Origin of the sequence: Vibrio sp. TRT 1302 (assembly GCF_050113875.1) — a bacterium.
GTDB lineage: Bacteria > Pseudomonadota > Gammaproteobacteria > Enterobacterales > Vibrionaceae > Vibrio.
In genome coordinates this window covers 157,756-169,732 of record NZ_JBNJOF010000002.1, presented here as the reverse complement: position 1 = coordinate 169,732, position 11,977 = coordinate 157,756, and the positions used below count along the sequence as shown (strand labels likewise).

The 11,977-nt window shown below is 45.6% G+C and carries 13 protein-coding genes; 1 reads left to right on the top strand and 12 read right to left on the bottom strand.

Annotation, left to right across the window (positions count from 1 at the left end; translation table 11 throughout):
- Positions 1–360: 360 nt before the first annotated feature.
- Positions 361–702: a hypothetical protein gene (locus ACQEXP_RS03585; protein ID WP_426968271.1), complete on the bottom strand. Its 342-nt coding sequence runs from the start codon at positions 700–702 to the stop codon at positions 361–363.
- Entirely contained in the window at positions 695–1,048 is a 354-nt protein-coding gene (locus ACQEXP_RS03580) for a hypothetical protein (RefSeq protein WP_426968269.1), read from the bottom strand. Before ACQEXP_RS03580 ends, ACQEXP_RS03585 begins: the two co-directional genes overlap by 8 nt.
- Positions 1,049–1,347: 299 nt before the next feature.
- Here ACQEXP_RS03580 and ACQEXP_RS03575 point away from each other — a divergent pair, with 299 nt between their 5' ends.
- Positions 1,348–2,214, top strand: coding sequence for a universal stress protein (locus ACQEXP_RS03575; RefSeq protein ID WP_426968268.1), 867 nt, complete (start codon positions 1,348–1,350; stop codon positions 2,212–2,214).
- Positions 2,215–2,324: 110 nt separating this feature from the next.
- Here ACQEXP_RS03575 and ACQEXP_RS03570 read toward each other — a convergent pair whose 3' ends face one another.
- The 10 genes from ACQEXP_RS03570 to fliE form a co-directional block, all read right to left on the bottom strand.
- Positions 2,325–3,194 (bottom strand): mechanosensitive ion channel family protein, encoded by an 870-nt coding sequence (locus ACQEXP_RS03570; RefSeq protein WP_426968266.1) that lies wholly within the window; start codon positions 3,192–3,194, stop codon positions 2,325–2,327.
- A 204-nt stretch (positions 3,195–3,398) separates the two neighbouring features.
- Positions 3,399–3,854 (bottom strand): bactofilin family protein, encoded by a 456-nt coding sequence (locus tag ACQEXP_RS03565; RefSeq protein WP_138973620.1) that lies wholly within the window; start codon positions 3,852–3,854, stop codon positions 3,399–3,401.
- A complete protein-coding gene (locus ACQEXP_RS03560; RefSeq protein WP_426968264.1) occupies positions 3,740–4,708 on the bottom strand; it encodes a peptidoglycan DD-metalloendopeptidase family protein in 969 nt (322 codons plus the stop codon). Before ACQEXP_RS03560 ends, ACQEXP_RS03565 begins: the two co-directional genes overlap by 115 nt.
- 150 nt (positions 4,709–4,858) lie before the next feature.
- On the bottom strand, positions 4,859–6,253 hold the full coding sequence (locus ACQEXP_RS03555) for a hypothetical protein (RefSeq protein WP_426968262.1): 1,395 nt from the start codon (positions 6,251–6,253) through the stop codon (positions 4,859–4,861).
- A gap of 78 nt (positions 6,254–6,331) precedes the next feature.
- The gene (locus ACQEXP_RS03550; RefSeq protein ID WP_426968260.1) at positions 6,332–6,769 is read right to left on the bottom strand and encodes a flagellar export protein FliJ; all 438 of its coding nucleotides are present in this window, start codon (positions 6,767–6,769) and stop codon (positions 6,332–6,334) included.
- A gap of 11 nt (positions 6,770–6,780) precedes the next feature.
- Positions 6,781–8,124, bottom strand: a complete 1,344-nt coding sequence (locus ACQEXP_RS03545) for a FliI/YscN family ATPase (RefSeq protein ID WP_426968259.1) — start codon at positions 8,122–8,124, stop codon at positions 6,781–6,783.
- Positions 8,121–8,870, bottom strand: a complete 750-nt coding sequence (fliH, locus tag ACQEXP_RS03540; RefSeq protein WP_426968554.1) for a flagellar assembly protein FliH — start codon at positions 8,868–8,870, stop codon at positions 8,121–8,123. The genes ACQEXP_RS03545 and fliH overlap by 4 nt, the downstream gene beginning before the upstream one ends.
- A 4-nt stretch (positions 8,871–8,874) precedes the next feature.
- The gene (locus tag ACQEXP_RS03535; RefSeq protein ID WP_269376149.1) at positions 8,875–9,894 is read right to left on the bottom strand and encodes a flagellar motor switch protein FliG; all 1,020 of its coding nucleotides are present in this window, start codon (positions 9,892–9,894) and stop codon (positions 8,875–8,877) included.
- A complete protein-coding gene (gene fliF, locus ACQEXP_RS03530; protein WP_426968256.1) occupies positions 9,857–11,605 on the bottom strand; it encodes a flagellar basal-body MS-ring/collar protein FliF in 1,749 nt (582 codons plus the stop codon). The genes ACQEXP_RS03535 and fliF overlap by 38 nt, the downstream gene beginning before the upstream one ends.
- A 3-nt stretch (positions 11,606–11,608) precedes the next feature.
- Positions 11,609–11,965: a flagellar hook-basal body complex protein FliE gene (fliE, locus tag ACQEXP_RS03525; RefSeq protein WP_269376151.1), complete on the bottom strand. Its 357-nt coding sequence runs from the start codon at positions 11,963–11,965 to the stop codon at positions 11,609–11,611.
- Positions 11,966–11,977: the final 12 nt, after the last annotated feature.

Here is an 11,977-nt window from a genome sequence, read left to right as displayed (position 1 = left end):
AGGGTGCACGCCTTTAAAATTGAGTGAACCTCAATGAACTCAGCATTCAAAATGCGTATCTCGCAATTACCTTGTCACGCCTTATTAATTCTTCATTTCGCATTTTTCGTCATAATATCCAACAAAACCATCAGTAAGTTCATGAGTAATGGTCATGTTGGCTGAAAATAAGGATACGCCAACGAGTTGCTAGTCAATATTCTTTATGGTGCCTTTCCTTGTTATGCTTGATATATTCCCGTGGCTGATACCGTCGGAATTTGCTGTTTCTGTAGGCGAGAGAGGGTTCTGAGGGTAGATTGAGTGGTTCTGGGAAGAGGGACGCCACTCGGATGAGTGGCGTTAGTCAATCTTACATTGTTATTTTTCACCGCGTAGTAAAAGCGACTTACCATTCAAATTAACTTGATTGACCGTCACAAAACGACCTTTAAATGATTCATACGATACTGATATTAAACTACCCGCGGATATCAACTCGACTGCATCTTTACAAACATACAGACCCAAGCCAAAAGAAAATTTTTTCTTTACTTTTCGATTAGAAACAATGACTTCTACTGATTCTTCAGACTTGCCAGTTTCAATACAGCGCGAAGATATAACCTCACCCGAAAAACTCTTATCTTCTTTTAAAAATGAGATTAGAGAAAAAAAGCACAAAACTAAAACACATATTACTGCAAATACCTTATTACTCATTTGTATCCTCTTCACTCCAGATTTCATTTATGTTCTTATACATAGTCTCTAAATAAACCTCTGCACTACCAAGTTCACTAGCTTTATTTAGACTGCTGACTATCGCGTCAATTTTTGTTTTCGCTTGTGGTATTTTATGTATATCTTTTACACCATATCCACCCAACAATAAATCTGTTACAACCTTTTTAGAATCATAATCAATATAATCCGGAACTAAATCCATCATCGCTTTCTGTATAGGGTCATTCACCACATTATTCGGCTCTAAACCATTCGTTAGTACTTCGCCTAGGTCACTAGTGGCGATACCTGCACCTGCGCATCCAGCAACATTCCCACCCACACAGCTAACTCCACCTAAAGCAATGGAAAAATAGTTTACAACCAAGTTATAGGGACACACGCTATTAAACGTTTCTAGATCGCCCCCTATCGTTAGCGGAAAACATGCTTTGCTATTGGTTTAGGTTTAGGTTTAGGTTTAGGTTTAGGTCATAAGGCTAGGTGAAGTATGATATCAATCGGATGGTCGCCAATATTTCTATTGGTGTGCCAATTAAAACTTGACTAAGCTTAGTTACAGGATTAAATCTTTTTTATACAAAGACTTATTGTCGCATTTAATCGCAAATGGATATTGAAATGAATGCAGTCTACCTACTGACTAAGGTCAGTGCCAAACCATCACGTCGGGTGTTAAAGAAAGCGGTTCTTTTTGCTCAGGCATCCAATAAGTCCTTGCGTATCTACGCTGAAGACTACAGGCGCAGTGAAGAACACACCTTTCTAGACTTTCTCCTTCATTCTGAAGAAAGTTCTGTTCGTTACGATGATTACTTTATGCAGTGGTGTGATTCTGTCTTAGAGCAAGTCGAACAGATTCGAGCAGAGTATGAACTGGCAGCACTCGAAATAAATTTCGAACTACTTTCGGGCAGTAACTGGGAGAAGCAACTCACTCATCAATGTCAGGGATACAACGATCTGTTTCTTATTGATTACGCCAAAGGTGTACTGGCACCACAGATACTTAGAAAGCTCTCTAGTCAAAGTAACGACATACTACTGCTGACCGAAAAAAAATGGTCACAGAAACTGAAGCTAGCCACCGCGATTGACCCACTTCATCGTGGGGACAAAAACGCCGAAATTGATAAAGCGATTATCAACCGCAGTTTAGATATTGGCTCTAGAATCAACGCCAGTACCACCCTCGTCTATTGTCAGTATGTCGCACCTTATCTATATCGTTACTCAAAAGAGATTCTCTCCAACCAAAAACTAGCGATACAAGAGTTCCTCAATCTCAATAAGTTTTATCAGCTTCCTTTGCGACTGATTGAAGCGAACCCAGAAGAAGGGTTGCCTAATGCGGTAAACTCACTCGACGCTTCTATTTTGGCAATGGGGGCGTGTAAACGGACCGCCTTGTCTCGCTATTGGTCTGGTAGTACCGTAGATGTTTTGATAGCCAATCCACCATGTGACTTATTGCTTGTCACCAAGTAGGTAAACTAAAGCACGCTGGCAAACCTTACGGATTCACCTTGCGGTCATTGCTATCAATACGATTAAAAAACGCCAAAAGAGCATGGAATCTCTTTTGGCGTCAACTCCGTTTAGGCTTTCTTCGACTCTCTGACGATGGTGAGGGCACCATCTAGATGTATATCACGTTGTGGGTAAGCGATTGTTATGTCGTGCTCTTTGAACATAGCGTCAATCTCAAAACGGATATCGCTGGTTACTGCCCTAACCCCGCCTTCTACCTGTGAGTTAATCCAGAAAAACGTTTCAAAGACTAATGCGTTGTCTCCAAAATCCTGGAAAAAAACCGCAACTTCAGGGGTTGAAAGTACTTTAGGGTGGTTGACGGTAATATCACGCATTAGCTTCTCAACTAACCGAACATCACTTCCGTACGCCACTCCGACAATGACTGAACCTCTTACCAATTTATCCCTAAGAGTCCAGTTAATCACCGTATTTTCCAGCAGTTTACTGTTAGGAATCAGCATATGAACCCCATCAACACGTCGAATTCGTGTCGAGCGAGTGTTAATTTGTTCCACCGTTCCTTTTGCCCCTTCCACCTCCAGAAAGTCACCAATACGAATCGGTTTTTCACCTATCAATATCCAACCACTGATAAAGTTGTTAATGATATTCTGTGCACCAAAACCAAATCCAATCGCTATTGCACCGGAAAGAAAGGCAAATGCGGTGATAGGAATGTTCAGCATTGATAACGTGGTAAGGAAAATAACACCAAGAGCGACAACAAAGAGCACTCGCTCAATTAAGTGCACAATATTTGGGTCCTTACCCGATGATGTTAGTTTTGCGCGAACGCCTTTTATGAGTAACTTAGAGACCCATAAACTGACCACAACCCAGGTAGGTACCGCCAGAATAGCCCATAGTGTTACTGGTTGATCGTTAAAGGTAAAAAGTGTCATTTCCAACCAAGAAATTACCTTTTCAAACATACTCATCCCTCTTAGTACATCACCTATTTGTTTTGTCGTTATCTATATCATGAACTTATGATTATCGCTCAGCTTTAATCACTCGTTTTATCGCATCTTGGCAGTGGATAAAAATAAACCGCCAGGTTTTGGCGGTTTATTCACTCCAATATGTATCGCTACAGGTACTCGTATGCGCCATATCAACTTTTGCTTTTGGCGCAATCAAGCACACTGGCCAACAGCTTCTTTATTATCGTTGCGTTTGTCTTTACTAGCTTGGCTGGTGTTAATCTTTTTTACCGAATCAATGGTGACCACTTCTTCTGCGGTAACGTTTTTCGAGTTACCTAGGAATACACCGCCTTTTTGAATCGTAAACTCTCCCGCAGATACCTCACCTTCTAGACGACCGTCACCCAGTATCTCAACACTCTTGGTGTACACTTTGCCACGAAAATGGCCGTTAACAACCAAACGATCCGCTTTCACTGAACCTTCAACCGAACCCGTTGCACTGATAGTCACGGTTTGGTCTGTCTCAATACTGCCTGTGACTCGGCCGTCTATTTGGATATTACAAGTAAGTTTGAGTTCTCCACTGATGTCGGCTCCGTCAGCGATGACAGTCTGTGTGAGGTGGCGATTCGATTCTCTATTTTGTTTACTAAATAATCCCATTCTATGTCCTTATTCGATTCAAAAATCGCGGCAAAGTTATTCATTTCCCATTGAGTAAATGGCAGTGGGTCAAGGGCGCGTCCTACCATACGGATCTCATAATGGAGATGGTAACCCGTCGACAGGCCAGTATTTCCAGACAAACCAATCAGGTCGCCTTTTTTAACGTATTCTCCAGGCTTCACTTTGAAAGCTTTTAAGTGGGAATACGATGACGTAAAACCAAATGAGTGAATGATGCGCAGAAAGTTACCTGAGCCCTGATTACTTTTGCGTGTTAACTCAACAACACCATCAGCAGGTGCGTAAATTGGCGTACCAATGTTGACGGCATAATCTATACCACGGTGCATAGATCGCGTCTTTTTCACTGGATGAGTACGCGTCCCAAATTTAGACGACAGGTAGCCAATTTTGACTGGCTTGCCGCTGGGAATTAATTGCAACATCTGGTGACGAGCAGCGGTGCTGAGTGCGGCGAGATCCGCGCGCTCACGCAATTCTAACTCTTCATCCGGCAGTGACATTGCTGTCTCTATTCCACTGAGTTTCTGCTCGACATACACCAGCTCTTTCTTGAGCAACTCAGCATCTTGAACTTGTTGTTTCAGTTGTTGCTCTTTAGCAGCCAATTGCAGTTCAAGCTGCTGGGTTTTATCTGCAAGCTGCTGTGCTTGATATTGAGAGTCTGCAACATTAGTCAGTTGTATCACCAGTACAGTGACCAGAGCGCCAAACACCAGCACAGCGAACAATAAGCTGAGTTTGATGCGACGAATAGTTTGGGGCGATAGGTTTAGGAATCGAGTTCCCGTTACACTAGAGACCGCCACTGTAAAATTACTGGATTTCATAAGGTCAAAAATACAAGGTGTTACATTCATTTGTTCTCAAGGCTGACAATTCTAGCAATCTAATTCCTCTAAATCAGATTGGAAGGGCAAATTCGTTGACTCGATTCCAGTCTTATAAAATCCGTTTAATATCAGGTTTAAACTTGTCGTCTATTGGCAAGCATAGCTCGGATACTGTGCTGTAACGGGGGTTGTGCGATTCGTTACTAACTTGAAATGCTCCCAGTTCAACTGTCTCATCCACAGTGAGGATGAGGATTTTAGAGGGCAAGATGTCAACACTGCCTGACCGCAGGTAATGGATTGTTGTATATGGTTAAAAATACGTTCATTGCCAAGCATTGCGCTGATGTACAACGCATGCAATCTAAAACTCATACTGCATTGAGGTAACATGCTGCTTAAGCTAATAAGCTGTTTTTGCGCAGAAACCTGCCATGATTTCTCGACCAAATAGTCTGCATGGAGCGTCAGCAATGCTAACTGCACATTTTGCGCTTCAGATAGCCGACCGCGAGACACCTGTTCGCGCAGCTGTTTAAATTTCTTTTGGTATAACGCTCGCGCGTCGCAATTGACCATCCATGACATCAGCAATGCAAACAGGTAGTTCATTGTATGTTGGGTAAGATCTCTATTAAGTTGCTCGGCACACTTGAGGTTATTTGCGAACAGTTCCAACGCCTGATCGTATTTCTCCAGCGCTACAGCAAGCAGTGCCATTTCAGTTCTCTGAGCTAAGTTCATCCCATACTCCTGCTTAGAGCTGGAAAGACATTGATAAGCGTTATCCAGATGTCCAGTACTGAATTGCAGTAAGGCGCCCATATCAGTAAAAGGCTGACCCAACTTACGCTGACCGGCAGCAAATTTTTTGTGCAATACTAGTGCTTCTCTTGCCTGTCCGTTTAACGCCAACGCGTTGAGGAAGTAACACACTTCAAGTGTTGGATCTTTCTGTCGCCTCTGTTTGATGAGCAGACCATAAAGTCCGGTCGCTTCTTTGGTACGCTGATTCGCCAAACAATAATGTCCACGATGAAGGAGTAGGTCGTATTGCCACTCTGGATATTTCTGACTAAAAGATTGGAAGCGTTTCTCCATCTCTTGTTCTGAGTCCCAAGGCTTAGGTTGCAGCATGGGCGCGATGCGATTTTTGCGCTCGAACTGAGTACGAAGTTCCTCAGTCACCTCGCGCAAGTTCGTCTCTGCTAACAGAGGGACATCTGCGAGATAGTATGAGTAATCTTTGCTCATATCCGCATGACAATCCATCACGATCACGGTGCGTTCGCCAATGGCTTTTGATGCTTGCAATTGCTCAACGATATCTGACGCAGTCAACTGACTGTCCCGATAAGTTTGGTCACAAATCAGTATGTCGAACTGGTGGTGGAAAGTGCGTTTCACGGCTTCAATAGGATCATTGAGATTCACCATTCGATAGGGCTTGACCCCCAGTGAAAGCATTAGGCTTGATATGCTGATATTCCGATTAGGAATCTCTTTAACAATTAATACCTTGGCGTCTTTAAAATTAAGCATAACAATGCCTCTTCCTCCTTGAATGAGCCGTCACCAATGTCGATGACAATCTAGAACATGGTGCGTGTGGTGATGAGATTAGTTGCTCTTAATTGCAAATCTATGATTAAGCAGTTCTTCAAATGCCAGATCTTGACGTTTTATCTGCTCTAACTGATGCTCTTTCTGCCAACGCTCCAATGTTGTTTCTAGGCATTTCACTTTCAGGTGTTTGCGTTGTAACTGATTCTGTAATGAAGTGCACTGTGCCTGCATCAGTGCTTGCTCATGTTGCTGATGATTGATCAGCTTTCTAAGCATCTGATCGACTCGGCTATAGTTGAGCAGCGCCTCACGGTTGAGGCTGTCATTCCCTTGCCAAGGTGTGGTCTGCTTTTTAAGTTCAGCAAGTTGGTTTAACTTCTCGACCGCCACTTCCTGCTGACGACGCATTACCTCCAACTGCTGAGACATCGCATCTCGTTGGCGTTGCTGGATCTTTTGAAATTTTTCTATCGCTTGGAGCTTAGCTTGCATACATGCCTCGCTTAATCCTGAAACAGCTGCGCCAATTCAGTCAGGCTCTGTTGATAGTTCACGCTGCAATCCTGAGACTGCTGAAGATAAGCGGCTAGTTTAGGGTACAAGGCAACCGCTCGGTCCAATTCCAGATCTTGTCCTGGTTGGTAACCGCCCAATGGTAGCAACTCTTTAACCTGTAAGTAGCTGGCGTACGCTTTTCGAAACTCGTTGGCGAGTGTTTGATGTGCGGGCTGGGAACAGGCTGTCATACAGCGACTGACCGATGCATTAATGTCGATGGCAGGGTAGTGTCCCTGTTCAGCTAATTTGCGCGATAGCACAACGTGTCCATCTAATATTGCACGAGCTGAATCAACCACGGGATCTTGCTGGTCATCCCCAGCCGCTAAAATGGTATAGATGGCCGTTAAGCTACCCTCGGTATTACCGCTGTTCCCCGCTCGCTCAAGTAGTTGAGGCAGAACATTAAAGACTGAAGGCGGATAACCTCGACTCGCAGGCGGTTCGCCAAGAGAAAGGGCAATTTCACGCTGCGCCATTGCGTAGCGCGTCAACGAGTCCATCATCAACAGGACATCTTTGCCTTTGTCTCGAAAGTACTCTGCGACTCGATGGCACAATAAGGTCGCACGCAAACGCATCAATGGTGACTCATCGGCTGGTGCGGCGATAATAATGGCTTTTTGGCGCGCTTCGTGGGTTAAGTTACGCTCAATAAACTCACGCACTTCTCGACCACGCTCACCTATCAAGCCAACCACAATCACGTCCGCTTCTGTGTTTTGACTGATCATGCCCATCAACACGCTTTTACCGACGCCGCTGCCAGCCATCAGACCAATGCGCTGACCTTTGCCAACCGTCAGTAATCCATTAATTGCTCTTACGCCAACGTTCAGCGGAGAATCCACTGGCCTGCGCTTTAACGGATTGATTGGCGTAGGTTCGAGCGACACCCGCTCTCCCCCCTTGAAGCTAGGGCCATCATCCATCGCTTCACCAAGACCGTTTAGCACCCTGCCTAACCACTGCTCACTGAGCTGAACTGTACTGTCTCCTTCTAACGGAATCACTTTAGCACCAGCAAACAAGCCCCCTAAACGTCGGATAGGCATTAGGTAGGCTATCGTATGGTCAAAGCCCACAACTTGGGCTTCGATCATGTCGCCTTCTGCGGTTTCTACCAAGCAGCGTTGTTCGAGCTTAAAACGACAACCAACCGCTTGTAACATTAGCCCACTGACCTTGACCAAGCGCCCAGTAACTCTGGCAACCGGTATTGAGTCGAGTGATGCTAACGCTTCATTCGTTCGCTCGGATAACAGGTCAAATGCGAGCGTGTTACTCATTGTGAACCTTCTGGGTGACGAATAGAGCTATCGTCAAGTAGATGTTGTTTCACGTTATCCATGCAGGCTTCTAAGCGCGAATCGCAACTGGCATCCGCTTCTGCCTCTTCGGTAACTAAATGGCAGCCACCAGACGGTAGACCGGAGTTCGCGACCAGTTTCCATGTTTTAGGCAGCTCAGCATTGATTTGGCTAATACGCTCTAAATCCTGCGGATTAAGATGCACAGTGACTTGTTCCGTTTTGCCCGGCATAGCGTCGAGGGTTTCATCAACTAACGCCAAGATTTGCTGCGGCATCAGCGTTAACTCGGCGCGAATAACTTGTTGGGCCACTTTCTGGACTAATTCACAGATGACATGACGTTGCTGCTGCTCACGCTCTTGCTGCCACCTAGCGAGCGTTTGATAGAGCTCATTGACGGGTTTACTCGCTTCAAGGAACGCTTGTTTACCCGATAGCTCTCCTGAAATAAATCCTTGCTGAAATCCCTCTTTCTGACCTTCAAGCAGCCCCTGCTGTTGGCCTTGAGATAACCCCTGAGTGAAGCCTTCTGCATGTCCTTGCTCTAAGCCGGTCTGGAAGCCTTGTTCTAGCTTTTGTTGAAGCTCGACCTGTGCATCCTGCCAAGAGTCGCTCTGTTCAAACTCTAGATCACTTACTACTGGCTGTGCTAACGGTGGAAAACGATGCACGCGATAGCCTGAGAGCGGCATATTGAAAAGTTGAGATTTACCTAACGACATCGCCTTACTCCACGGTTGGTTCTTCATACAGAATCAGCTCGATTTCGCCAGAATCATCCAATTCACGGACAATCTGCATAATCTCTTGTCTGGAGCGCTCGACTCGACTGAGCGGAACAGCGCCACGCAGTTGCATATCATCCTCAAGCGCTTTGATCATACGCTGCGGCATGGAGCGTTTAATGGCTTGCTGCAAGCTGATTTCCGCTCCCTTTAAAGCCATTGCCCACAGCTCAAGCGGTACTTGCTGTACCAAACGATCCATGGTCTCTTCTCGCTGACGACCCAGCACCATAAAGTCGAACATATTCTGCTCGATCTGGCTAACCACTTCTTCGTCATGGAGTTTTAGCATTTCCATCAGTGAGCCACGATCACCTTCAAAACGATTAATGATGTCGGCAACCTGTTTAACCCCTGAAAGAGGTGCACTTTGGCTTGCAGAAACATGCTCAATACAGCGTTCAATCAGCTCATTGAGATCACTCGCAACCTGATGATCGATGTCTTGCAAGCGGGCAATGCGATAAAGCAACTCATCGTGATAGTCTTCCGGAAGATGTTTCAGTACCAATGACGAGCTTTCCGATGGCAAATAGGCAAGGAAGATAGCTTGCATCTGTGGGTGCTCATTGCTGATAAAGCGAGCCAGAATATCCGCATCGACCCACTGTAGGCGTTGCATATTATTGCGTACTTCATCCCCATAAAGGTTGTTGAGCAGCCCTTTAGCAAGGTCATTTCCTAACGCCTTGCGCAGCGTATTCGAAAGGTACTCTTTCGATGCACCACGAATACCACTGTGCTGACGAAAATCCTCAAAAAAGTTCTGAATCACGCCATGCGCACTATCACTTTTTATCCCATTGAGTTTTGCCATCGCTCTCGTCACGCGTTGAGTTTCATCGCGGGTAAAGTTGCGTAGCACTTTGGCTGCCGCATCTTCACCCATACCAAGAAGCACCAAGGCGGTCTGCTCTACGTAGCTAAGCGTTGCTTTCTGCTTTGACTCTGCTGTGTTCATTCACATTTACCCATTGTTTTAGTACTTCAGCGACTCGCTCAGGTTCTTCGTTCGCAATAAGTTGTAGATGTTTCAACTGGATTTCCAACGGCGAACCGGCTGGCGGCAGCATATCGTTACCGACATTCAGACCAGACGACGCTGCGATGCCTTTTTCAGATAACTTACGGTTGAGCGCCTCTTCTCTTTCACGCTCTTCACGCGTTTGCAGATTGTCATAAACAGGTTCATCTTGTGGATCTGCAAACTCCAACTCTTGAGCTCGTGTATCTGCTCCGGTTAAGTGCATGATTAACGGGCGTAACACAAAGAAAATCATTGCCATACCCAGCATGCCACCAATGACATAACGCATCGGCTGCTGAACGGTTGGATCTTGCCACCAAGGGATACTGGGTGGGGCTTCAATCGCCAACGGCGTAAAGTGGAAACTCATGAGACTAAAGCTATCGCCACGCTGAGCCGCGATACCGACAGCGTCAGTGATCATGGTGGATATCTGAGTTTTCTCCTCGCTGGTCCAAGCGGTTCCATTGGGAGCCGCCGCTTCATTAAGCAATACCGAGACACTCAGTTTTTCTATCTGACCTTGTTGATATTGGGTACGGCGAACACTGCTCCCGACCGCGTATTGTCGGTTAACTTCTGAGCGAGCATTGGTATTCTGGCTATCCTGTGTCGGCACTTCACCGGTCACTGGAGGTTGATTACTTAACGTTCCCGGTACACCAAGCGCGATCTGATCAATCGAATTATTCGTGATGGTATGTTCATTACGCACAATGGGGGTGTTATCGAGAATTTCCTGAGTCTCTTCGACCTGACTGAAATTCATATCGGCAGCAACTTGAACACGGAAATTACTCGGCCCAACGATCGGCGTTAGCATATCAGCAGCACGTTGAATGATTTGCTTTTCAACACTTTTCTGATAATCCAAATACTTAGCATTCACTTTGCCAGATTCGGCCGAGGCGACATCGGCACTGAGCAATCGCCCATACTGATCAATAACAGAGACCTGCTCTGGCTTCATCCCTGTTACACTTCCCACCAATAGATTTATGATTGCTTCAACTTGTGGGGGTTTAAGTTCTTCACCTGGCTTGAGTTCCAACATCACCGAAGCAGAAGGCGCTTCGCTGTTTTGACGAACAAACAAAGTCTGACGCGGAATCGCCAAATGAACACGTGCATTTGCTACCGCATTTAGCGAGATAATGGTACGAACCAGTTCTCCCTCTAATCCGTGTCGATAGCGTGCAGTTTCCATAAACTGGCTAGTACCGAGGGAGCTATCTTCTTGAAGAGAATCTAGGCCTGTAGGCAATTTAGCTTTCACTCCTTTAGCCGCTAAAAGCATGCGGATACGAGCGACCTCTCCCTCAGGAACTAACACCTGACCATTCTCTTCCTGTAAGCGGTAGTTGATACCTTCCGATTCCAATACCGAAACGATCTCACCGGTATCAAAACGCTCTTGCTGACTGTATAGAGGACGGAAGCTTTGTGTGGAACTCCATAGAGCAACGACAATAATGGCGGCAACTATCGCGGCAAGTACCGCCGATAACACTAGGTTTCGTTGACTGTTCGACCACAACTGTTTAGCTTTTGCAGTAAACTGCTGCATGCCATTACTGGTTGAAGGTTCAGCAATCCCTGCACCATAAGAAGGATTGCCCGCAACTTGAGTTGTAATTTCTGACATGGGTTACACCGGCATCTTCATAATATCTTCAAAAGAAGTGACAACCTTGTTGCGTACCTGCATCAGGGCATTAAAAGACAAACTTGCTTTCTGACTGGCGATCATCGCCCCGACTAAATCATCACTCTGACCAGTTTCAACGGCTGTCATTTTCTGACTCGCAATGGACTGATGCTCATTGACGCTATTAAGTACATTGGTCATCGCGGCCGAAAACGACATCGGTGAGTTGACTTTTTGCACGTCTAACGGGTTAGCGGATACAACAAATTCTGGTTGAACCTGAGTGCGCATCACATCCATTTTGGACAACATGAGTTGCTCCGCTGTGATTGCACTATTTTGAATTTGGCTTGCCATGACGAATCCTCC

Excerpts from the sequence above, each read along its gene's own strand:
- ACQEXP_RS03555 (WP_426968262.1), bottom strand. The coding sequence starts at position 6,253 with ATGCTTAATTTTAAAGACGCCAAGGTATTAATTGTTAAAGAGATTCCT.
- ACQEXP_RS03560 (WP_426968264.1), bottom strand. The coding sequence starts at position 4,708 with ATGAAATCCAGTAATTTTACAGTGGCGGTCTCTAGTGTAACGGGAACT.
- ACQEXP_RS03575 (WP_426968268.1), top strand. The coding sequence starts at position 1,348 with ATGAATGCAGTCTACCTACTGACTAAGGTCAGTGCCAAACCATCACGT.
- ACQEXP_RS03585 (WP_426968271.1), bottom strand. The coding sequence starts at position 702 with ATGAGTAATAAGGTATTTGCAGTAATATGTGTTTTAGTTTTGTGCTTT.
- ACQEXP_RS03545 (WP_426968259.1), bottom strand. The coding sequence starts at position 8,124 with ATGAGTAACACGCTCGCATTTGACCTGTTATCCGAGCGAACGAATGAA.
- ACQEXP_RS03550 (WP_426968260.1), bottom strand. The coding sequence starts at position 6,769 with ATGCAAGCTAAGCTCCAAGCGATAGAAAAATTTCAAAAGATCCAGCAA.
- fliE (WP_269376151.1), bottom strand. The coding sequence starts at position 11,965 with ATGGCAAGCCAAATTCAAAATAGTGCAATCACAGCGGAGCAACTCATG.
- fliH (WP_426968554.1), bottom strand. The coding sequence starts at position 8,870 with ATGTCGTTAGGTAAATCTCAACTTTTCAATATGCCGCTCTCAGGCTAT.
- ACQEXP_RS03565 (WP_138973620.1), bottom strand. The coding sequence starts at position 3,854 with ATGGGATTATTTAGTAAACAAAATAGAGAATCGAATCGCCACCTCACA.
- fliF (WP_426968256.1), bottom strand. The coding sequence starts at position 11,605 with ATGTCAGAAATTACAACTCAAGTTGCGGGCAATCCTTCTTATGGTGCA.
- ACQEXP_RS03570 (WP_426968266.1), bottom strand. The coding sequence starts at position 3,194 with ATGTTTGAAAAGGTAATTTCTTGGTTGGAAATGACACTTTTTACCTTT.
- ACQEXP_RS03535 (WP_269376149.1), bottom strand. The coding sequence starts at position 9,894 with ATGAACACAGCAGAGTCAAAGCAGAAAGCAACGCTTAGCTACGTAGAG.